This is a genomic window from Streptomyces sp. NBC_00727 (genome assembly GCF_045161745.1).
GTDB lineage: Bacteria > Actinomycetota > Actinomycetes > Streptomycetales > Streptomycetaceae > Streptomyces.
In genome coordinates, this window is record NZ_CP108981.1 from 3,421,912 (window position 1) to 3,442,726 (window position 20,815).

Consider the following 20,815-nt stretch of genomic DNA (forward strand, 5'->3'; position numbering starts at 1 on the left):
TGACCCGCACACAATGGAAACAAGCTAGGATTTCCTTGCTCTTTACACCGGCAAGGGGGACCCTTATGCACATGCGTGGCAAATCAATACTCTTCACGGCCGCTACGACAGCTTTCCTGAGCGCGTTCTCGATGAATTCAGCATGGGCCGCGCACGGTGCCGTAGTGTCCGCTGAGACGACCGGCGCGTTCGGCGAGGCATACGTGACTTTCGCCAGCCACACGTACGCCAGCAAGATCGAACTAAGGTCCGTCGACACTGTCTCGGATGGCCATAACGCGCGACTGCGCCTCATGACCAAACACGACGATGGCACGGTCGCCTACTGGGGATGGCGAAAGAACTACGGCGGCGCGGGTTTCCAGGACACCTGGGTAACTACCCTCAAAGACCCCAAGGGGATCGCAAAGGTCCGCCTTCAAGTATGCAGAGCAGAGGACAACGAAATCCTCAATTGCGCGTACAGCGCATGGAAAGCAAATTACTACGCCTAACGAATAAGAAAGCGCTGGTGTCGACAAAGAAAAGTTGCCGGCACCCGCTTCATTTCCACGCGCCTCGATTCCGGTAACCCAGCAACGACACTGATGACGACTGGCCGATCGAACTCATATCTCGATTCACCAGATTGCACCGCTCTAAGTGCCGGTCCCTCACCCCCATGTGACGCTGACGCCATGACTCGAGCAGTGTGCGTATCGCAAGTCTTCATGCGGAGGGCGACCATGGTGGTCGCGACTGCGGCAATGCTCGCCGCGACGGCCGGAGTCCCGGCACATGCGGCCGAGGAATGCGCGCGCACCGACCTGATCGCGACCCTGGCGCCGACCCCGGGCGCTTCCGGGTCGCCCTCTCCCTCCCCTTCCGCCAGCGGTTCGCCGCGTGCCGGGGAGATGCAGTCGCCGCTCGCCGGCTGGCCCGCCGGGGCCGGGCGGGAGCGGCCCGGGCGGTCGGCCGCCGAGGTGGCCCGGGAGGACGCGCGGGAGGACCGGGAGCAGCGGGCCGAGGAGACGGCGCCGGCCGCCGTGCCGGCCTTCACGCCCGATCCGGACGACTTCCCCGGTCCGCTTCCGGCGGGGCGCCAGGCGCTGGACGGGGCGACCGTCGAGCGGGTGCAGCAGGTGTCGCTCGGGGCGGGGATCGCCCTGGTCGGGCTGGGTCTCGGCTTCCTCGCGCTGCGGATGCGCCGCGCCCGCTGACCGTACGGGGCTCCCTCCGAACCGCGTCCACGAGACTTGCGGTGATCAACATACTCGGTATACATACTCAGTATGTCGATCCGTCACGGGCTTCTGGCCCTCTTGGAGCGCGGACCGCGCTACGGCTCCCAGCTCCGCACCGAATTCGAGTCGCGCACCGGCTCCACCTGGCCGCTCAACGTCGGGCAGGTGTACACGACGCTGAGCAGGCTGGAGCGCGACGGCCTGGTCGTCCAGGACGGCGAGGACGACCAGGGCCACGCCCTCTACTCGATCAGCGACGCCGGGCGCACGGAGCTGCGCGCCTGGTTCGAGACGCCGGTCGACCGCAGCAACCCGCCCCGTGACGAGCTGGCCATCAAGCTGGCCATGGCGGTCGGGGCGCCCGGCGTCGACATCAGGGCCGTCATCCAGGCCCAGCGGCACCACACCGTGAAGGCCATGCAGGACTACACCCGCCTCAAGGCGCAGTCCCTCGCCCAGGCGCCCGCCAACCGCGACGAGGTGGCCTGGCTGCTCGTCGTGGAGCAGCTGATTTTCCAGGCGGAGGCCGAGGCCCGCTGGCTGGACCACTGCGAGGCCCGGCTGATCCGCCTCGCCGAGGCCGCCGCCACGGAGCCGGAGCCGGGCCCGCCGCCTGGCCCGGCCACCCGCACCGCCGCCCGGCCCGCCGCCCGGCCCGCCGCCCGGCCCGCCGGCCGGTCCCGCACGCGCCGCTGAGTCCGGCACCCCTTACACCCACCCGTTCCGAGAGGGAACCATGTCCCTGCACGTCCCGTCCCCAGCCGCACCGCCCCTGACGGTGGACGCACCGGTGCTCGAACTCCGCTCGCTCACCCGCACCCACGGCACCGGAATCGCCGAGGTCCACGCGCTGCGCGGCATCAGCCTGTCGGTGCACGCCGGTGAACTCGTCGCCGTGATGGGCCCGTCCGGCTCCGGCAAGTCCACCCTGCTCACCCTCGCCGGAGGCCTCGACACCGCGAGCGGCGGCCAGGTGGTCATCGAGGGCCAGGACATCTCCACGCTCGGCCGCAAGGGCCTCGCCGCCCTGCGCCGCCGCAGCGTCGGTTACGTCTTCCAGGACTACAACCTGATCCCCGCCCTGACCGCCGCCGAGAACATCGCCCTGCCCCGCGAGCTCGACGGCGTCTCGGTCCGCAAGGCCCGCAAGGAGGCCCGCGCCGCGCTGGAGGAGATGAACCTCCTGGAGATCGCGGACCGCTTCCCGGACGAGATGTCCGGCGGCCAGCAGCAGCGCGTCGCCATCGCCCGCGCGCTGGTGGGCGACCGGCGCCTGGTCCTCGCCGACGAGCCGACCGGCGCGCTCGACTCCGAGACCGGCGAGGCCGTCCTCGCGCTCCTGCGCAACCGCTGCGACCAGGGCGCGGCCGGGGTGATGGTCACGCACGAACCGCGTTACGCGGCCTGGGCGGACCGGGTCGTCTTCCTGCGGGACGGTTCGATCGTCGACCAGACGCTGACGGCCGGAGCCGACTCGCTGCTGGCCGCCGGGGGAGCCGAGTGAGCCTCTTCACGGGGTGGCGCGCCGCCCTCCGGATAGCCCGCCGCGACGCCCTGCGGGCCAAGGGCCGCAGCGCCCTGGTGGTCGCGATGATCGCGCTGCCGGTCCTCGGGGTGACGGCCGCCGACATCACGTACCGCAGCGCGGACCTGAGCCCGGCCGAGCAGCTGACGGCCGAGATCGGCTCGGCCGACGCGGTGTACAGCGACGTCGGCCTGGGGCCGATCGAGCAGATGCCCGACGGCACCATGTACAACGGCGTGAAGACTCCCGACGACGACGTGCCGCCGATCGACATGCACGCCGTCCTCCCCCGGGACGCGCGGGTGATCAGCGAGCAGTCCGTGTCGGCCACCGTCTCGACCTCGTACGGGATCGCGAGCACAGAGGTCATCGAGCTGAAGACCTCGGACCCGATGGCCCGGGGGCGGATCGACCTCGTCGGGGGCGCGTTCCCGCGCGGCGCGGACGAGCTGGTGGCCACCGAGGCGTTCCTGAAGTCGGCGGGCCTGCAGGTGGGCTCCGACGTCACGGTGACGACCTCCGGCAAGAAGTACACGATCACCGGCGCGGTCGAACTGCCCGCCGACCTGGAGACGAAGCAGCTGTACGCGGAGCCGGGCGCGGTGATCGCTCCCTGGCAGGCGCTGGCCGACCGCGACAAGAAGGTTCCGGCGCCGCATCCGGGCGACACGCGGTGGCTGGTCGAGGGGGCCGGGGAGGCCGGGATCGTCTGGAAGGACGTGCTGGCGGCCAACAAGGCCGGCGCTCTCGTCACCTCCCGGCAGGTCTCCGAGAACCCGCCGCCGGACTCCGAGATCCCGCTGCTGCGGTCGAACCCGCAGTACGCCGAGTCCCGGACCTTCGCATCCGGCGAGACCAGCGCCGCCCTGATCACCGTCGTCGCGATGGCGCTCCTGGAGGTCGTGCTGCTGGCCGGACCCGCGTTCGCCGTGGGCGCCCGCCGCTCCCGGCGTCAGCTGGGCCTGCTCGGCACGTGCGGCGGCGACCGGAGCCAGGTCCGTGCGGTCGTGCTCGGGGGCGGTCTCGTCCTCGGCGGCGTCGGCGCGGTCGTCGGTGTCGTGACCGGCCTGCTGCTGACGGTGGTGTTCCGGCCGCTGATCGAGGGCTGGGCCGGTCACCGCTTCGGCTCCCTCGCGCTGCACCCCACGGAACTCCTGGTCATCGCCGTGCTCGGCCTGGTCACCGGGCTGCTGGCGGCGTTCGCCCCGGCGATCGTGGCCGGGCGGCAGTCCGTGCTGGAGTCGCTGACCGGCCGGCGCGGGGTGCGCCGCAGCTCCCGGGTGCTGCCGATCACGGGCGCCTGCGTGCTCGCGCTCGGTGTGCTCGTCGCCGTCTACGGGGGCACCGGCGGCGACTCCGCGATGGTCGCCGGCGGCTCGGTCGTCGCCGAGCTGGGCCTGCTGGCCTGTATCCCGGTGATCGTCGGGCTGCTGGGCCGGCTCGGGCGCAGGCTTCCGCTCTCGCCGCGGATGGCGCTGCGGGACGCGGCCCGGAACCGGGGCCGTACCGCTCCGGCGGTGGCCGCCGTCATGGCGGCGGTCGCGGGCTCGGTGGCCATCGCCACCTACATGGCCAGCAACATGGCCGAGTCCGACTACGCCTACACGCCCATGCTGACCGAGGGCACGATCGCCCTGACGGCCGGCGACACCGAGACCGCCGAGCGGCTTCCGGCGGCCCGCGCCGCCGTCGAGCACAACATGGCGGTGACCGGCGGCCGGGCCGACATATCCCGGGTCTGGGCGGGCAGCGACTGCACCGTCTACTACGAGGACGAGAACGGCGGCTGTGGCTCCCTCTCGCTGGTCAAGCCGACCGGAAAGGGACACACCTGCCCGCTCGACACCAAGGGCGCCAAGGAGCTGGCCGCGCGGCTCTCCGCCGACGAGCACCGCGCGATGATGCGGACCCCCGCCTGCGTGGACGTGCACAACTCCACCGGGACCTTCAGCTACGACTCCGACAACATCGTCATCGGTGACGCGGCGCTGCTCGACACCTACGTGAAGCTGGACGACCCGGCGGCGGCCGCCGCGCTGAAGGCCGGCACCCCCGTCCTGCTCAACGAGGCGTACGCGAAGAGCGGCGAGGTCACCCTGAAGGCCGTCCACACCTACAACGCCAAGGACACGAAGAACCGCAAGCTGCACCCCGGCGCCGCCCGGAAGACGACGGACCGGCTGAAGGTGTACGTCGCGAAGGCCGAGTACGCCACCACTCCCGGCATCCGCATGATCCTCCCGCAGCGGACCGCCGAACGCCTCGGCCTGCACACGCAGCCGCTCGGCAGCGTGTACACCGTCAGCCACGAGCCCACGGACGCGGAGAGCCAGCGGACCTCGGCGGCCATCGACCAGGCCGGGGGCGGTCTCTGGGTGCAGAGCAACTCGGGGGCGAACGAACGGGACAGCACGATCCTGCTGATCCTCACCCTGTTCGCCGGGGTGGTGACCGTGGGCGCCGCCGCGATCACGACCGGTCTCGCCAAGGCGGACGCGGAGGCCGACCTCACCACGCTCAGCGCGGTCGGCGCGCCCCCGCGCGTGCGGCGGACGCTCTCCGGCTTCCAGTGCCTGGTGGTGGCGCTGACCGGGGTGCTGCTCGGGACGGCGGCGGGTCTGGTGCCCGCGGTGGCGCTTCGGCTGGTCGATCTGCGCGAAGCGATGGAGTACATGCGGCAGCAGCCCATGGAGTCCGCGTACACGCCGATCGTGCTGCCCTGGGCGACCATCGGCCTGCTGGCCGTGGCGGTTCCGCTGCTGGCGGGCGGCCTCGCGGCGGCCTTCACCCGCTCCCGGGTGGCCCTGGCGCGCCGGGCCGGCTGAGCGGCTGAGCTGTTCGGTGCCCCCGGGGGCGGTGGATCAACCGTTTTCGGGGGCACCACAGTGGTGAACGCCGTGTGTGCGAGACAATGGCGGCATGGAGATGCCGAGGAATGAACGGTCGCAGGAGCACCCCCAGGTCCTCGTAGTGGGGCAGGACGGAATGGCGATCGGCGGCGGTGGCAATGACGACGAGTCGCGGGAGGTTCCGGTGACGGAGATGGTCGAGCAGCCCGCGAAGGTCATGCGCATCGGCAGCATGATCAAGCAGCTCCTGGAGGAGGTGCGGGCCGCTCCTCTCGACGAGGCGAGCCGGGTGCGTCTCAAGGAGATCCACACCGGTTCGGTCAAGGAGCTGGAGGACGGCCTCGCGCCGGAGCTGGTGGAGGAGCTGGAACGGCTGTCCCTGCCGTTCACCGAGGACTCCGTCCCTTCCGAGGCGGAGCTGCGGATCGCCCAGGCCCAGCTCGTGGGCTGGTTGGAGGGCCTCTTCCACGGCATCCAGACCGCTCTGTTCGCCCAGCAGATGGCGGCCCGCGCCCAGCTGGAGCAGATGCGCCGCGCGCTGCCGCCCGGCAGCGGCCCGGAGGAGGAGGGCGGGATCGACCCGCACGGCCCGGCCCGCTCGGGGCCTTACCTGTAACCGACCACGTACGGGAGGGGCCCGGCACACCGTTGTGTGCCGGGCCCCTCGCGTACGCTCGCGTGCGCTCAGGCGGCCGTGGGCGGCTGGAGCAGCACCTTGCCGATGTGGGCGCTGGATTCCATGACGCGGTGCCCCTCCGCCGCGTCCTGCATCGGCACCGTGCGGTCGACGACCGGCTTCACGATCCCGTCCGCGACGAGCGGCCACACGTGTTCGCGGACGGCCGCGACGATCGCCGCCTTCTCGGCGAGCGGGCGCCCGCGCAGCGAGGTCGCCGTGACGGCCGCCCGCTTGTTCAGCAGCGTGCCGAGGTTGAGTTCGCCCTTGGCACCACCCTGGAGCCCGATGATGGCGAGCCGGCCGTTGACGGCGAGCGCCTGCACGTTCCGGTCGAGGTACTTCGCGCCCATGATGTCGAGAATGACGTCCGCGCCCGCGCCGGCCGTGGTCTCGCGGATCTCCTCGACGAAGTCCTGCTCGCGGTAGTCGATCAGGATGTCCGCGCCCAGCTCCGCGCAGCGCGCCAGCTTCTCGGGGCTGCCGGCCGTCACGGCGACCCGCGCCCCGACCGCCTTGGCGAGCTGGATCGCCATCGTGCCGATGCCGCTGGACCCGCCGTGCACCAACAGCGTCTCGGCGGGCCTCAGATGGGCCACCATGAACACGTTGGACCAGACCGTGGCCGTCACCTCGGGCAGCGCCGCGGCCTGCGTCAGGTCGAGCCCCTCGGGTACGGGGAGCAGCTGGCCGGCCGGGACGGCGACCTTCTCCGCGTAACCGCCGCCCGAGAGGAGCGCGCACACCTCGTCGCCCACGGCCCAGCCGGTGACCCCGGGCCCGAGCGCCGAGACCCGGCCCGAGCACTCCAGGCCCGGGTAGGGGGAGGCCCCGGGCGGCGGGGCGTAGAAGCCCTGCCGCTGGAGCACGTCGGCCCGGTTGACCGCGCTGGACACGACGTCGACGAGGACCTCGCCCTCGCCGGCTACGGGATCGGGTACCTCGGCCCATACGAGCGCCTCGGGGCCACCGGGTTCGGGGATCGTGATCGCATGCATGGCCGCGAGGCTACTCCGTGGACGGAGCGGTCTCAGGAACGCGGGACGCCCTGGTGCGGCGGGTGAGCGGGCGGCTCGTTCGAGGCGCGGACGATGGTGATCAGGCGGTCCGTCAGCTGCAGCGGGCTCGCCGCCGGGTCGTCGTAGCCGAGGAGCCGGTGGCCCCGCAGCACGTTGACGACGAGGTCCTCCGTCTCCCGCACGCTCTTGCCGACCTCGCTCTTTATGACCGGCCGTTCGACGAGGTCGAGGCCGCTGCCCTGCTGGATGAGGTCCTCCATGACCGTGCCCGCGCTGGGGCTGAGCACCGAGAGGCCGAGCAGCCGGCCCGCCGCACTGGCACTGGTGATCACGGCGTCCGCACCGGACTGCCGCAGCAGCGGGGCGTTCTCCTCCTCGCGCACCGCGGCCACGATCTTCGCGCTCCGGTTGAGCTGGCGGGCGGTCAGCGCGACCAGCACCGCGGTGTCGTCGCGCTGGGTGGCGATGATGACCTGACGGGCCTTCTGCAACTCGGCCCGCAACAGCACATCGCTGCGCGTGGCATCCCCGACGACCCCGGTGAAGCCCTCGGCGTTGGCGATCTCCATCACCTTGGACGCCGGGTCGACGATGACGATCTGTTCCTTGCTCAGCCCGGTGGCGCACAGGGTCTGGATGGCCGAGCGGCCCTTCGTACCGAAGCCGACGACGACAGTGTGGTCACGCAAGTTGGTTCTCCAACGCTTCAGCCGGAAGTCCTCCCGGGTCCGCTCCGTGAGGACCTCAAGGGTGGTGCCGACCAGGATGATGAGGAAGAGCACGCGCAGCGGTGTCACGAGCACCACATTGATGAGACGGGCGCCGTCGCTGTACGGGGTGATGTCGCCGTACCCGGTGGTGGAGAGGGTGACCGTCGCGTAGTAGACCGCGTCCAGCAGGTCGACCTTGCCGTCGGCCGCGTCGTGGTAGCCGTCGCGGTCGATCCAGACGATGAACACGGTGATGGCCAGCACCATCAGAGCCATCATCAGCCGCTTGGCGACCTGGCGCGCCGGTCCGTCCACGACCCGGCGCGGAAGCATCACCCGGGTGGGGACGACCTGTTCGTCGGCCCGCCTGGCCATCGCGTCATGGCCGGGAAGTTTCACGTGAAACACCCTTCAGTCCACGGCGTCGCCGAGGCCCACGGTAGATCGAGGATCTCCACCTCGGTGCCGGACCGTACCCCGCCCGGCTCCACGACGGCCAACCCGTCCGCGGCGGCGATCCCGCGCAGCATGGCGGGACCGTTGTAATGCAGTGGTACGACGTGCTCCGCCCCGCCTGCGGTTCCGGGTTCTCCGGCCGCCCGATGGACCACGGGCACCAGCCGGGTGTCGTGCGGATGCCCGTGCACATCGTCGCGCACGGCCGCCCGGTAGGGGTCGGCGGGGGTGCGGCCGGCCAGTCCGCCCAGGAGCGGCCCGGCCAGCGTGAGCAGTCCGGAGACGGCGGCCAGGGGGTTGCCGGGCAGCCCTACGAGATAGGGCCCGGCGGAGTCGAGCCGGGCCAGCAGCATCGGATGGCCGGGGCGCACGGCGACACCGTCGACCAGCAGCTCGGCCCCGATCCGGGCGAGGACGCGGTGGACATGGTCGACGGGCCCGGCCGCGGTGCCCCCGGTCGTGATGATCAGGTCGGCGCCGGAGCCGGTGAGCGCCTTCCACAGCGCCTCCGCGTCGTCGCCGATGCGGCGCGGCGGAGAGACCTCGGCGCCCAGCGCGTGCACCCAGGGACCGATCATGGGCCCCAGCGCGTCACGGATCAGCCCGTCGTGCGGCAGCCCGGCGGTCAGCAGTTCATCGCCCAGCACGAGGACGTCGACGCGCGGCCGGGCGCGTACGGGGAGCTCGTCGTACCCGGCGGCCGCGGCCAGGCCGAGCACGGCGGGGGTGACGACCGCTCCGGCGGGGAGCAGGTGCTCCCCGGACCGGCATTCCTGGCCGCGCGGCCGGATGTCCTGCCCTTGGCTCACGGACCGCTGCGCGTACAGCAGCCCCTTGGCCTCGTCGGCGTGCGCGTGTTCGCTGCGGATGACGGCGGTGACCTCGGCGGGGATACGGGCGCCCGTGGCGATTCGGACGGCCTCTCCGTCGGACAGCGCGGCGGGGGCGCCGTGGCCGGCGAGGATGCCGCCGTCGCCCCGGATGCGCCAGGGCCCGGGCCCGGCGACGGCCCACCCGTCCATGGCCGAGGTATCGAAGGACGGCAAGTCGGTGAGCGCGGCCAGCGGTTCCCCGAGCACCCGCCCGACCGCACCCCCGAGCCCCACCCGCTCGACCCGCACGGACCCGGTCTCCCCGGCCCGCTCGGCGATACGCCGGGCGGCCCGCCAGGGGAGGGCGGCGTGGCGGGGGGTGCGGGCGGGGGCGCCCGGCGCGGCGGCGGGGCGGGGGGCGGGGCCGCCGGTGGCCGGGGTGCCCTCGGCGGCAGGGCGGGGCGGGTCGCCGGCGGGGCGGGGGGCGGGGCCGCCGGTGGCCGGGGTGCCGCCCGGCAGAGCGGGGTGCTGGGCGTGCGGCTCGTCGGCAGGGCGGCGGGACGGTTCGCCGGCGGACGGGGCATCCGGCCAGTCGTTCTGCAAGCCGGTGAGCCAGTCGTTCGGCACAGGGGAGGCCGGACCCGCCGACGACGCGGCGGACCGGCCGGACGGCCCGCCCGTGGGCGCGCCCTCCGCGTTCCGGGACGCCTGCGCGCTCACCAGGGCCAGGGCCTGGGCGACGGCCCGCTCCTCATCGGCTCGGTCCTCATCCGCCCGCTCCCCATCCGCCCGGTCCAGCGCCGCGGCACCCGTCGGCGCGGCTACGCGGTGCTCGCCCTCGGCGGGACGTCCGTCGGCGGCAGTGGGCCGCCCGCCCGTGGTGGCGGGGCTTTCGGGGGAGGCGGGGTCTCCGGTGGAGGCGGGGCGCCCGAGGTTTTCGGGGCCCCCGGGCCCCGTCACGGCGTCTCGTTCTCGTCCGCCCAGCGAAGCGCGAGCGCCACCGCCTTGCGGGTGGCCTCGGCCACCGCCTCGGGCCCGTCGCCGCTCGCCTTCCCCGCCGCGTACCCGACCAGGAAGGTCGTCAGGGGCGCGGCGGGCCGGGCGACGCCGTGAGCGGCGTCACGGGCGAGGTCGAGCAGGAGGCCGGTGTCGACGTCGAGTTCGATGCCGAGTTCTTCCTTGACTGCGGTGATCCATTCGTCCAGCACCGTCCCATGGTCCCTGATCCGGGCCCGGGCCGAAGCGATGTCCTCCCAGGTGTCGCAGTCGAACGAGGCGAGCGGACCGGCCGGCACCCGGCGCAGCGTCAGCTCCTCCGTGAGCAGTCGCAGCGGCAGCCCGGCCAGACCGCCGTGTTCCGCGGCGAGAAGCGCGAGTTCGCGACGGAGCGGCTCGGCCCGGTAGGCGGCGACCAGCGGCTGGTCGCGCCCGTCCTCGTCGGAACACAGGGCGCCGTCGACGCCCTCGCCCCGAACCGCGGCCGCCAGCAGCGCCCGGACCGTGTCGGCGCCGAGGAACGGCAGATCGGCGGAGAGCACGAGCAAGCGCTCCGCGGAGGTGTGCCGCACCCCCGCGTCGAGCGCCGCCAACGGCCCGCCGCCCCGGGGAACTTCGCGCGCCCAGGTCACCGCGCGCACGGTGGGCCGCCGGTCCCCCACCACCACGGTGGCCCCGGCGCCGGCGCAGGCGGCGAGCACCCGGTCGAGCAACGCCCGGCCGCCCACCCGCAACCCGGGCTTGTCGGCACCGCCGAGCCGCTTGGCGGCCCCTCCGGCGAGAACGATGGCGTCGTAGGCGGTCATGTCCCGAGTATGCGGGCCCCGCCGGACGGTGGTCCGGGCAGGCTCCCGCCGGACCACCGGGGGCACCCGGCCACCCGCGCCGACCGGCCCCGCCCCCTACAGACTCCGCAGCAGCAACGCCGGCCGCTCCACGCAGTCCGCCACGTACCGCAGGAAGCCCCCGGCGGTCCCGCCGTCGCAGACGCGGTGGTCGAAGGTCAGGGAGAGCTGGACGACCTGACGGACGGCGAGCTGCCCTTCGTACACCCACGGCTTGGGGACGATGCGGCCGACGCCCATCATCGCGGCCTCGGGGTGGTTGATGATCGGCGTCGACCCGTCGACCCCGAACACCCCGTAGTTGTTGAGCGTGAACGTGCCGCCGGTCAGCTGCGCCGGCGTCAGCGTCCCCGTTCTGGCCGCCTCGGTCAGCCGGGCGATCTCCGCGCCGATCGACTCCGTGGTGCCCGCGTGGGCGTCGCGGACGACCGGGACGACCAGGCCCCGGTCGGTCTGGGCCGCGAACCCGAGGTGGACCTGCGGCAGCCGTACGATCTCGCGCGCCTCCTGGTCCACCGTCGAGTTGAGCTCGGGGTAGCGGGCCAGGGCCGCCGTGCAGATACGGGCGAGGAGCGCGAGGACGGAGACCTTCGGCGTCCCGGGACCGGCGACGCTGTTCATCGAGGCCCGCGCGGCCATCAGCTCCGTCGCGTCGGCGTCGACCCAGCAGGTGGCGTCGGGAATCTCGCGCCGGCTGCGGGACAGCTTGTCGGCGACCGCGCCCCGGACGCCGCGCAGCGCGACCCGCTCGCCGGCGGAAGCGGAGAACGCGGAGGACACGGCGGGCTCCGCCACGGCCTCAGGCGCGGGCGCCTCGGCCGCCGACCGGATCGCCGACTCGACGTCGGCCCGCAGGATCAGCCCGTCCGGACCCGACCCGGCGAGCCGGCGCAGGTCCAGATCGTGCTGCCGCGCCAGCCTGCGTACGAGCGGGGACACGACAGCGACCGGCCCTGCGACGGGCGCGGGGGCCGAGCCCTCGGGAACCGCCGGCACCGCGACCGCCGCCTTCAGCCCCTGAGGCCGTACCCGCCGGCGCCGCACGGGCGGTGCCCCGGTCCCGTACCCCACCAGCACGTTCCCCGACCCGGAATCCTCCGTACCGGAATCCGCGACCGGGACGTCCCCGGAAGCTTCCACGGGCGATCCGACGGCCACGGTCAGCAGCGGCGCCCCGACCGGGAGCTCCGTGCCCTCGTCGCCGAAGCGGGCGGTGACCACACCCCCGTACGGGCAGGGCACCTCCACCATCGCCTTGGCCGTCTCGACCTCGACGACCGGCTGGTCGATGGCGACGACGTCCCCGACCTCCACCAGCCAGCGCACGATTTCGGCCTCGGTCAGGCCCTCGCCGAGGTCCGGCAGCTTGAACTCAAGAACCTGAGCCATCAGTTGTCCGCCTCCCACTGGAGCCTCGCGACGGCGTCGAGCACCCGGTCCACACCGGGAAGGTGGTGACGCTCCTGCATCGGCGGCGGGTAGGGGATGTCGAACCCGGCGACCCGCAGCACCGGCGCCTCCAGGTAGTGGAAGCACCGCTCGCTGATCCGGGCCGCGATCTCGCCGCCGGGCCCGCCGAAGCCGGTGGACTCGTGGACGACGACCGCGCGCCCGGTGCGGCGGACCGAGGCGGCGACGGTCTCGTCGTCGAACGGCACCAGCGAGCGCAGATCGACGACTTCGAGGTCCCAGCCCTCCTCGACCGCGGCCTGCGCGGCCTCCATACAGACGGGCAGGGACGGCCCGTACGTGATCAGGGTGGCGCTGCGGCCGGGACGGCGTACGACCGCCCGGCCGATGGGCTCCACGGCGGTGGGGTGCTCCGGCGACCAGTCCGCCTTCGACCAGTACAGCCGCTTGGGCTCCAGGAAGACCACCGGATCGTCCGAGGCGATCGAGGCCCGCAGCAGCCCGTACGCGTCCTCGACCGTGGCCGGCGTGACGACATGGAGACCCGGGGTCGCCATGTAGTACGCCTCCGAGGAGTCGCTGTGGTGCTCGACGCCCCCGATGCCGCCGCCGTACGGCACCCGCACGGTGATCGGCAGCGGCATCGCGCCCCCGGTCCGGTTCCGCATCTTGGCGACATGGCTGATGAGCTGCTCGAACGCCGGATAGGCGAAGGCGTCGAACTGCATCTCGACGACGGGCCGCAGCCCGTACATCGCCATGCCGACCGCCGCCCCGAGGATGCCCGCCTCGGCCAGCGGAGTGTCCGTGCAGCGCTCGTCGCCGAACTCCTTCGCCAGGCCGTCGGTGATCCGGAAGACCCCGCCGAGCGTCCCGACGTCCTCACCGAGGACGTGAACCGTGGGGTCGTCGGCCATCGAGTCGCGCAGGGCGCGCCCCAGTGCCTGTGCCATGGTGGCGGGCTTGGCCTTCGCCGTCCGCTCCCCGGCCGTCGCCGCTGCCGTGGTCATCGCGCTGCTCCCCCGTCGTGCGTGCCGTGCTGGTCGTTCTCCGCGGCCAGTTCCTCGCGCAGCCGGGCCGCCTGCTCCCGCAACTGCGCCGTCTGCTCCGCGTACACATGGGTGAAGAGGTCCATCGGCTCGAGCACCGGGTCCGCGTTCATCCGCTCGCGCAGCGCAGCCGCCATCCGCTCGGCTGCCGCCCGCGCCGCCTCCACGCCTTCGTCGTCGAGCAGCCCGCGCGCGGTCAGCTCGCGCTCCATGAGCTGGACCGGGTCGTGGTCGCGCCACGCCTCGACCTCGCTGTCGCCGCGGTAACGGGTCGCGTCGTCGGCGTTGGTATGGGCGTCCATCCGGTACGTGACGGCCTCGACGAGCGTCGGACCGCCGCCGCTCCTGGCCCGCTCGACCGCCTCGGAGAGCACCTGGTGCACCGCCGCCGCGTCGTTGCCGTCGACCAGCCGGCCCGGCATGCCGTACCCCACCGCCTTGTGCGCCAGGGACGGCGCCGCCGTCTGCTTGGCCAGGGGCACGGAGATGGCGAAGCCGTTGTTCTGTACGAGGAAGACCACCGGGGCCCGCCACACGGCCGCGAAGTTCAGCGCCTCATGGAAATCGCCCTCACTGGTGCCGCCGTCGCCCACCATGGCCAGCGCGACCACGTCGTCACCCTTGAGCCGGGCCGCGTGGGCGAGCCCCACCGCGTGCGGCAACTGGGTGGCGAGCGGGGTGCAGAGTGGGGCGATGCGGTGCGCCCGCGGGTCGTAACCGGTGTGCCGGTCGCCTCGCAGCAGCGTCAGCGCCTCGACCGGGTCCAGGCCCCGCGCCACGGCCGCGAGCGTGTCGCGGTAGCTGGGGAAGAGCCAGTCCCGCTCCTCCAGGACCAGGGCGGCCGCGATCTCGCACGCCTCCTGGCCCGTGCTCGACGGATAGACCGCCAGCCTGCCCTGCTTGGTCAGGGCCGTCGCCTGGGCGTTGTACCGGCGCCCGCGCACCAGCTCGGCGTGGAGCCGCAGCAGCAGCTCGGGGTCCACGTCGGCCACGGCATCCGTACCGAGCACCCGGTAGGGCTCGGGGTCCGGGAGCAGCGGCGCGGGATCGGTGAGCGGCTTCCAGGCCGGGGGCGGCGTGGGCCGGTAGGCGGCCGCACCGGGCAGCTCTTGGACCGTCATGACAGGCACCTCCGAGCATCGAGGAGTGTCGACATATGGTGATATATCGAGAACAGCGTGGGGCACAGGTGTGGCGTGCCTCACCTACCGATTGTTCGGTCGCGAGCGCATTTTGGCTACAGGCACCGCCAGCCTGTGGACAAACGGTTCTCCACAGCCTGGGATGGGAACAGGTCGTCCAGGACGGGGAGGCGCGGGAAGATGGCAGCTGAACAAATGGCCGACGGAGCCGGGGAGCCGGGCCGGGTTCCTCCGGCGCGCCCGCTGGATTCGATCGACCGCGCCATCCTGCGACTGCTCCAGTCGGACGGCCGCGCCTCGATACGGTCGGTGGCCGACCGCGTCCACGTCTCCCGCGCCAACGCCTACGCCCGGATCAACCGGCTCGTCGAAGACGGCGTGATCCGGGGCTTCAGCGCGCGTGTGAACCACGAGCGGGCGGGGGAGGGCGCTTCCGCGTACATCACGCTGAAGATCGTCCAGAATTCCTGGCGAACCGTCCGCGAACAGCTCCAGGCTCTGCCGGGAGCGACGCACATCGCCCTGGTCAGCGGCGACTTCGATGTGCTGCTCCTGGTGCACACACCGGACAACCGGACGCTGCGCGAGCTGGTGCTGACCCGGATTCAGGCCATCCCGGAGGTGCTGTCCACCCGCACGCTGCTGGTGTTCGAGGAAACGGATCTGGCGCCCGGCCCTGAGCGCCCCACGGAACTCACCTGAGCGCACGCGGAACGCAAGCGCCGGTCACCGGCCCGCAGAACCGGACTTCATGCCGTCGAAGGCCAGCTGCACCACGGTGTCGGCGAGTTTCTCGCCCTCCGCACCTCCGTCGGGCAGCGGCCGGTACCACTCCACCAGGGAGTTGACCATCCCGAACAGCAGCCGGGTCGCGAGCCGTATGTCCACGTCGGAGCGGAGGTCCCCGTCCGCGACGGCCGCCTTGAGCAGTTCGGCGACCCGCTGGTCGAACTCGCGGCGCCGCTCCAGGGCCCAGCGCTCGGTCTTCGTGTTGCCCCGCACCCGCAGCAGCAGGGTGACGTAGGGCAGTTCGGCTATCAGCATCTCGACGGTCCGGCGCGTGACGTACTCGACCCGCTCGACCGCGCGGCCCCGCATCGACCCCGGCTCGTCGAGGATCTCGAACAGCCCGTCGAGGGCCCGGCTGACCGCACGCCGCAGCAGCTCTTCCTTGCCCGCGACGTGGTGGTAGATGGACGACTTGGAGATGCCGGCCGCCTTCGACAGATGCTCCATGGACGTGCCGTCGTAGCCGCGCTCGTTGAAGACACGGACGGCGACGGTCAGCAGTGTCTCCGGTGTGTACGTGTCCCGCTTGGCCGTGGTCATGTCCGCGATCCTCCCCTACGAGTTGTCCACAGGTTTCGTGGGCCCCCTTGTCCCGACCGATCGTTCGGTTACTCTAACTCTGTCCGCCCGTCCCTGCCCAGCTCGATGAGGAGTTGGTCCGCCATGGCCGCCGAGCTCTCCCCGCACCTGCTGTCCGAGAGGCACCGCCCCACGCTGGACCGGGCCCTCGAAGCGATCCGCACGCGGGACTACTGGTCCCCGCACCCCGAGCACCCGAAGGCGTACGGGGAGGGCGGCGCTCCCGGGAGCCTCGGGGCCGCCGAGGGCAAGGCCGCCTTCGACGCCGTGCTGCACACCCGCCTCGACCTCGGCCAGCCGGGCACCGACGGCTGGACGGGCGGGGAGGTCTCCCCGTACGGCCCCGAGCTCGCCGTCGAGTACCCGCACGCGGACCTGGACGTGCTGCTCCCGGCGATGCGCGCGGGAATGCCCGCCTGGCGGGACGCGGGCGCCGAGACCAGGGCCCTGGTCTGTCTGGAGATCCTGGCGCGGATCAGCGCCCGCACCCATGAGTTCGCCCACGCCGTGATGCACACCAGCGGCCAGGCCTTCATGATGGCGTTCCAGGCCGGCGGCCCGCACGCGCAGGACCGCGGTCTGGAGGCCGTCGCCTACGCGTACGAGGAGCAGCTCCGCGCGCCCCGGGCCGCCGACTGGTCCAAGCCGCAGGGCAAGCGCGATCCGCTCGCGCTGCACAAGACGTTCACCCCGGCGGGGCGCGGGATCTCGCTGCTCATCGGCTGCAACACCTTCCCCACGTGGAACGGCTACCCGGGCCTCTTCGCGTCCCTCGCCACGGGCAACCCGGTCCTCGTCAAACCCCACCCCCGCGCGGTGCTCCCGCTCGCCCTCACGGTCCAGCTGGCGCGCGAGGCGCTGGCCGAGGCCGGCTTCGACCCCAACCTCGTCGCCCTGGCCGCCGAGCGCCCGGGCGAGGGCATCGCCAAGGCCCTGGCGGTCCGCCCCGAGATCAAGATCATCGACTACACGGGCTCCACGGAGTTCGGGGACTGGCTGGAGGCCAACGCCCGCCAGGCCCAGGTCTACACGGAGAAGGCCGGCGTCAACACCGTCGTCGTGGACTCCACGGACGACTACCGCGGCATGCTCGCCAACCTGGCGTTCTCGTTCTCCCTGTACAGCGGCCAGATGTGCACCACCCCGCAGAACGTGCTCATCCCCCGGGCCGGCATCACCACGGACGCCGGCGACAAGACGTACGACGACGTGGTGGGCGACATCGCCGCCGCGGTCACCGGCCTCCTCGGCGACGACGCCCGCGCCAACGGCCTGCTCGGCGCCCTGGTCAACCCGGCCGTGAAGGCCCGCCTGGAGGCGGCGTCCCAGCTGGGCGACGTGGCCCTGCCCTCACGCGAGGTCGCCAACCCCGACTTCCCGGACGCCGTCGTCCGCACCCCCGTGATCGTGAAGCTCGACGCCGCCAAGACGCAGGACGAGCCCCCCTACCTCTCGGAGTGCTTCGGCCCCGTCTCCTTCGCGGTCGCGGTCGACTCGACGTCGGACGCCCTGCAGCTGCTGCGCCGTACGATCCGCGAGAAGGGCGCCATGACGGTCGGCGCGTACACCACGTCCCCGGAGGTGGAGCGAGCGATCGAGGACGTCTGCTTCGACGAGTCCGCCCAGCTCTCCCTGAACCTCACCGGCGGCGTCTACGTCAACCAGACGGCAGCGTTCTCCGACTACCACGGCTCGGGCGGCAACCCCGCAGCCAACGCCGCCCTCTGCGACGGCGCCTTCGTCTCGAACCGCTTCCGCACAATCGAGGTCCGCCGCCAGAAGTAAAACCAGCCCGCCGCTCGGGGGCCGGAGCCGTCCCCAGCCGGTCCGGCGCTTGAGGACAACCCAGCCCGTCCGGCGTTTGAGGACCGGGGGTCCGGGGGCGGAGCCCCCGGTTACGGGAAGGGGCGGGTAGGGGACAAGGCCCGCCGCAGGCGCACCGCCCCACCCGCACCCACCCGCACCCACCCCCACCTCACCCAGAAATCACCGCATACCGCGAAACCCACGCGTGCATAGCGATCGCCGCCGCCGCCCCCGCGTTGATCGACCGCGTAGACCCGAACTGCGCAATCGAACACACCATCGCCGAACGCCGCCGCGCCTCCTCCGTCAGCCCCGGCCCCTCCTGCCCGAACAGCAGCACACACCGCCGAGGCAGCTCCGTCCGCTCCAGCGGCACCGCTCCGGGCAGGTTGTCGATCCCGATGATCGGCAGGTCCTCGGCCGCCGCCCAGGCGGTCAGGCTATCGGTGTCGGGGTGGTGCCGGACATGCTGGTAGCGGTCGGTGACCATCGCCCCGCGCCGGTTCCAGCGCCGCCGCCCGACGATGTGCACCTCCTTGGCCAGGAAGGCGTTCGCGGTCCGCACGACGGACCCGATGTTGAAGTCGTGGCCCCAGTTCTCCACGGCGACGTGGAAGTCGTGGCGCCGCGAGTCGAGGTCGGCGACGATCGCCTCGCGGGTCCAGTAGCGGTACTGGTCACCCACGTTGCGCCGGTCGCCGCCGGCCAGCAGCTCGGGGTCGTAGCGCTCGTCCTCGGGCCAGGGCAGTGGATGCGGCCCGACCCCGACCTGCGTCCCGAACCCCTCGTCGTACTGCGCGGGCTCGTCGCCGACGGGCTGCCCGCCGAGGGGCTCACCGAGGGGCTCACCGAGGGGCTCACCGAGAGGCCCCCCGCTCCTGCTGGTACCGGTGCTGCCGGTCTCACTGCTCACCCGACGAGGGTAGGTGCCCCGGCGTCGCCCGGCTCCGCCGCCTCCACGCCGTCGGCGGCGGCGCGTGGCGCCGGCACCCGGCCGCGCCGCCGGAACAGCCGCTGCCGCCCCAGGCTCGCCCGGCCGCCCAGCCAGACCAGGAAGACGGTCGGCAGGAAGACGGCATCCGCGGCGATCATGGCCATCGAGAAGAACGGCAGCCCCAGCAGCAGCGCGATCCCCGCGTGCTCGCAGATCATCGCGGCGAGCAGGAAGTTCTTGACGCGCCGGTTGAAGAGGGTGAAGGGGAAGGCCACCTGCACGATGACCGTGGCGTACGAGAGCACCATGACCATGACGCCGCTGGAGGCGAGGAGGTCCGACAGGGCGGGCCACGGGGTGAAGTACTCGAGCTTGAGCGGGTAGTACAGCGCGGTGCCGTCCTGCCAGCGCGAGCCCTGGATCTTGTACCAGCCGGCCGTCGCGTAGATCAGGCAGACCTCCGCCATGATCACGACGAGGGTCGCGTTGTGGGCGAGGTTGGCGATGACGTCGAGGAGGGTACGGAGCTCGCTGCGCGGCGCGTACCGGTTCACGGCCCACCAAACGCCCTGGCCGGACCAGAGGGCCCACAGGAGGAGCCGCAGCCATACCGTTCCGCCCAGGCCGCCCGCCACCGTGGCACCGACGAGAACGGCCCCGAGGACCACCCACAGCACGATCCCGCCCGCTTCCCCGGGCACCCGCCGCCCCACGGCCTCCCCGCCGTCCCCCACCGCGGCCTCGCGGCGCCGCGCCCGCCGGGCGTCCAGCGACCAGACCTGCCCGCAGCGCGTCAGCACCAGGTAGACGGCCATCAGGTGGATGACGTTGTCACCACCGTCGCCTATAAAAATGCTGCGGTTCTGCAGCGAGAGCACTCCGGCCATGAAGAGGACGGAGACGGCGCGGGTGTGCCAGCCGAGCATCAGCAGGAGGGACGAGATCAGCGCCAGCGCATAGACGATCTCGAACCAGAACGCACTGTCCGACCACATGAGGACCGTGAAGGCCTGGTTTCCGGATATCAGCTGCTGCGCCAGGTCCCAGCGCCAGGGCGCGTCGGGACCGTACATCTCGTGCCGGTGGGGCAGCTCGCGGAGCAGGAACAGCAGGAAGGTGGCGGAGAAGCCGATCCGGATGACGGCGCTCTGGTACGGCCCCAGGGCCGAGGCGGTGGCGCGCTGGATGCCACGGGCGAGCCCGCGGTCCGGGCGGGGCATGCTCACTGTCCGGCCTCCTCGGAACCGGCGGCGTCCTCGGGCAGGTCGTCCGCGGTGATCTTCCACCAGGGCAGGACCCGGTAGGACGGGCTGGTGCTGATCTTCTCGTCGCTCCACTCGGGCGCCGCGACGGCCCGCACCTCGGACCTGACCTGGATTCTGAGGACGGTCTGGCCGTCATGGGAGGCGCCGAGGCGCAGCATCACCAGGCGGCGCACGTACTTCTCCGAAAGCGTGCCGCGCAGGCCGTTGGCCCGGTTCTTGTCGTCGTGCGATCCGACGTAGAAGTCCCAGGCCCGGCGGAGTTCGTTCTGCTGGACGTGGGACGGCAGCAGATTGCCGCGTATGGCCCGGCCGTCCTCGGCGGAGAGGTCCCGCCAGGGCATGGTGTGAGGACCGTCGGGGCCGGCCACTTCGGTGCGCACCTGCACGGCGACGTTCTGCTGGAGCGGATTGGGCGCGAAGAGCTTCCAGTTCTGTTCGAACTCGGGGTAGACCCATTCGTCGACGGCCGCGCCGTGCTGCTTGGTCAGCGTGTTGGAAGGCGCGACATGCAGAAAGACCATGGCCACCTGCGTACAGGCCAGTACACCGAAGGCCGCGAGCGCCACAGCGGCAATGAGCTGGTACGGAAGCGAGAGTCCGGCCATCCCGCCGACCGGCGGAGACGCCTCGTGGGGGGTGGGCGCATCCTCTCGGGCCTCGGCGGCGGGAGCGGGTCCGCACCCGGCTCCGGCGCCCCTGTCGTCGTCCGAATCCATCCCCGCCCCGCTCG

General features: G+C 72.4%; 19 protein-coding genes. 8 read left to right on the forward strand and 11 right to left on the reverse strand.

Going from position 1 to position 20,815, the window contains the following annotated elements; translation table 11 throughout:
• Positions 1–164 precede the first annotated feature (164 nt).
• The 6 genes from OG242_RS15425 (at position 165) to OG242_RS15450 (ending at position 6,213) form a co-directional block, all read left to right on the forward strand.
• Positions 165–494 (forward strand): hypothetical protein, encoded by a 330-nt coding sequence (locus tag OG242_RS15425; RefSeq protein ID WP_405898711.1) that lies wholly within the window; start codon positions 165–167, stop codon positions 492–494.
• Positions 495–725: 231 nt separating this feature from the next.
• Positions 726–1,199: a hypothetical protein gene (locus OG242_RS15430; RefSeq protein WP_405898712.1), complete on the forward strand. Its 474-nt coding sequence runs from the start codon at positions 726–728 to the stop codon at positions 1,197–1,199.
• A gap of 72 nt (positions 1,200–1,271) precedes the next feature.
• A complete protein-coding gene (locus tag OG242_RS15435) occupies positions 1,272–1,919 on the forward strand; it encodes a PadR family transcriptional regulator (protein ID WP_405898713.1) in 648 nt (215 codons plus the stop codon).
• Between the two features lie 40 nt (positions 1,920–1,959).
• The gene (locus OG242_RS15440; protein WP_405898714.1) at positions 1,960–2,727 is read left to right on the forward strand and encodes an ABC transporter ATP-binding protein; all 768 of its coding nucleotides are present in this window, start codon (positions 1,960–1,962) and stop codon (positions 2,725–2,727) included.
• A complete protein-coding gene (locus OG242_RS15445) occupies positions 2,724–5,573 on the forward strand; it encodes an FtsX-like permease family protein (RefSeq protein ID WP_405898715.1) in 2,850 nt (949 codons plus the stop codon). The genes OG242_RS15440 and OG242_RS15445 overlap by 4 nt, the downstream gene beginning before the upstream one ends.
• A 94-nt stretch (positions 5,574–5,667) precedes the next feature.
• Positions 5,668–6,213, forward strand: a complete 546-nt coding sequence (locus tag OG242_RS15450; protein WP_405898716.1) for a bacterial proteasome activator family protein — start codon at positions 5,668–5,670, stop codon at positions 6,211–6,213.
• 68 nt (positions 6,214–6,281) lie between these two features.
• Here the strand turns inward: OG242_RS15450 and OG242_RS15455 are convergent, their stop codons facing one another.
• The 7 genes from OG242_RS15455 to pdhA all read right to left on the reverse strand — a co-directional run bounded on the left by OG242_RS15455 (position 6,282) and on the right by pdhA (position 14,691).
• Complete coding sequence (locus tag OG242_RS15455) at positions 6,282–7,271, reverse strand: NAD(P)H-quinone oxidoreductase (RefSeq protein WP_405898717.1); 990 nt, start codon at positions 7,269–7,271, stop codon at positions 6,282–6,284.
• A 32-nt stretch (positions 7,272–7,303) separates the two neighbouring features.
• Positions 7,304–8,377, reverse strand: a complete 1,074-nt coding sequence (locus tag OG242_RS15460) for a potassium channel family protein (protein ID WP_405901622.1) — start codon at positions 8,375–8,377, stop codon at positions 7,304–7,306.
• A 20-nt stretch (positions 8,378–8,397) separates the two neighbouring features.
• Positions 8,398–10,230, reverse strand: a complete 1,833-nt coding sequence (locus OG242_RS15465; protein ID WP_405898718.1) for a molybdopterin-binding protein — start codon at positions 10,228–10,230, stop codon at positions 8,398–8,400.
• Positions 10,227–11,072 (reverse strand): DUF6457 domain-containing protein, encoded by an 846-nt coding sequence (locus tag OG242_RS15470; RefSeq protein ID WP_405898719.1) that lies wholly within the window; start codon positions 11,070–11,072, stop codon positions 10,227–10,229. The genes OG242_RS15465 and OG242_RS15470 overlap by 4 nt, the downstream gene beginning before the upstream one ends.
• A 96-nt stretch (positions 11,073–11,168) precedes the next feature.
• Positions 11,169–12,500, reverse strand: coding sequence for a dihydrolipoamide acetyltransferase family protein (locus tag OG242_RS15475; RefSeq protein WP_405898720.1), 1,332 nt, complete (start codon positions 12,498–12,500; stop codon positions 11,169–11,171).
• Positions 12,500–13,531 (reverse strand): alpha-ketoacid dehydrogenase subunit beta, encoded by a 1,032-nt coding sequence (locus OG242_RS15480; protein WP_405898721.1) that lies wholly within the window; start codon positions 13,529–13,531, stop codon positions 12,500–12,502. The genes OG242_RS15475 and OG242_RS15480 overlap by 1 nt, the downstream gene beginning before the upstream one ends.
• Entirely contained in the window at positions 13,528–14,691 is a 1,164-nt protein-coding gene (gene pdhA, locus OG242_RS15485) for a pyruvate dehydrogenase (acetyl-transferring) E1 component subunit alpha (RefSeq protein ID WP_405898722.1), read from the reverse strand. The genes OG242_RS15480 and pdhA overlap by 4 nt, the downstream gene beginning before the upstream one ends.
• A gap of 216 nt (positions 14,692–14,907) precedes the next feature.
• Between pdhA and OG242_RS15490 the strand changes: the two genes are divergently transcribed.
• Positions 14,908–15,414 (forward strand): Lrp/AsnC family transcriptional regulator, encoded by a 507-nt coding sequence (locus tag OG242_RS15490; protein WP_405901623.1) that lies wholly within the window; start codon positions 14,908–14,910, stop codon positions 15,412–15,414.
• A gap of 24 nt (positions 15,415–15,438) precedes the next feature.
• On the opposite strand, the gene OG242_RS15495 is transcribed toward OG242_RS15490, so the two are convergent.
• On the reverse strand, positions 15,439–16,041 hold the full coding sequence (locus OG242_RS15495; RefSeq protein WP_405898723.1) for a TetR/AcrR family transcriptional regulator: 603 nt from the start codon (positions 16,039–16,041) through the stop codon (positions 15,439–15,441).
• Positions 16,042–16,164: 123 nt separating this feature from the next.
• On the opposite strand from OG242_RS15495, the gene paaN reads away from it, so the two are divergent.
• On the forward strand, positions 16,165–17,865 hold the full coding sequence (paaN, locus tag OG242_RS15500) for a phenylacetic acid degradation protein PaaN (RefSeq protein WP_405898724.1): 1,701 nt from the start codon (positions 16,165–16,167) through the stop codon (positions 17,863–17,865).
• 190 nt (positions 17,866–18,055) lie between these two features.
• Here the strand turns inward: paaN and OG242_RS15505 are convergent, their stop codons facing one another.
• From OG242_RS15505 to OG242_RS15515, 3 genes are read right to left on the reverse strand one after another with little or no spacing between them, the layout of a single operon-like run.
• Positions 18,056–18,799, reverse strand: coding sequence for a TrmH family RNA methyltransferase (locus OG242_RS15505; protein WP_405898725.1), 744 nt, complete (start codon positions 18,797–18,799; stop codon positions 18,056–18,058).
• Positions 18,796–20,046: an HTTM domain-containing protein gene (locus tag OG242_RS15510; RefSeq protein ID WP_405898726.1), complete on the reverse strand. Its 1,251-nt coding sequence runs from the start codon at positions 20,044–20,046 to the stop codon at positions 18,796–18,798. Before OG242_RS15510 ends, OG242_RS15505 begins: the two co-directional genes overlap by 4 nt.
• Complete coding sequence (locus OG242_RS15515) at positions 20,043–20,801, reverse strand: DUF5819 family protein (protein ID WP_405898727.1); 759 nt, start codon at positions 20,799–20,801, stop codon at positions 20,043–20,045. The genes OG242_RS15510 and OG242_RS15515 overlap by 4 nt, the downstream gene beginning before the upstream one ends.
• Positions 20,802–20,815 lie beyond the last annotated feature (14 nt).

Bases quoted from the DNA above. Each gene is read 5' to 3' on its own strand.
- OG242_RS15430 (WP_405898712.1), top strand. From the start codon at position 726: ATGGTGGTCGCGACTGCGGCAATGCTCGCCGCGACGGCCGGAGTCCCG.
- OG242_RS15435 (WP_405898713.1), top strand. From the start codon at position 1,272: ATGTCGATCCGTCACGGGCTTCTGGCCCTCTTGGAGCGCGGACCGCGC.
- OG242_RS15440 (WP_405898714.1), top strand. From the start codon at position 1,960: ATGTCCCTGCACGTCCCGTCCCCAGCCGCACCGCCCCTGACGGTGGAC.
- OG242_RS15450 (WP_405898716.1), top strand. From the start codon at position 5,668: ATGGAGATGCCGAGGAATGAACGGTCGCAGGAGCACCCCCAGGTCCTC.
- OG242_RS15455 (WP_405898717.1), bottom strand. From the start codon at position 7,271: ATGCATGCGATCACGATCCCCGAACCCGGTGGCCCCGAGGCGCTCGTA.
- OG242_RS15460 (WP_405901622.1), bottom strand. From the start codon at position 8,377: ATGGCCAGGCGGGCCGACGAACAGGTCGTCCCCACCCGGGTGATGCTT.
- OG242_RS15470 (WP_405898719.1), bottom strand. From the start codon at position 11,072: ATGACCGCCTACGACGCCATCGTTCTCGCCGGAGGGGCCGCCAAGCGG.
- OG242_RS15475 (WP_405898720.1), bottom strand. From the start codon at position 12,500: ATGGCTCAGGTTCTTGAGTTCAAGCTGCCGGACCTCGGCGAGGGCCTG.
- OG242_RS15480 (WP_405898721.1), bottom strand. From the start codon at position 13,531: ATGACCACGGCAGCGGCGACGGCCGGGGAGCGGACGGCGAAGGCCAAG.
- pdhA (WP_405898722.1), bottom strand. From the start codon at position 14,691: ATGACGGTCCAAGAGCTGCCCGGTGCGGCCGCCTACCGGCCCACGCCG.
- OG242_RS15490 (WP_405901623.1), top strand. From the start codon at position 14,908: ATGGCCGACGGAGCCGGGGAGCCGGGCCGGGTTCCTCCGGCGCGCCCG.
- OG242_RS15495 (WP_405898723.1), bottom strand. From the start codon at position 16,041: ATGACCACGGCCAAGCGGGACACGTACACACCGGAGACACTGCTGACC.
- paaN (WP_405898724.1), top strand. From the start codon at position 16,165: ATGGCCGCCGAGCTCTCCCCGCACCTGCTGTCCGAGAGGCACCGCCCC.
- OG242_RS15515 (WP_405898727.1), bottom strand. From the start codon at position 20,801: ATGGATTCGGACGACGACAGGGGCGCCGGAGCCGGGTGCGGACCCGCT.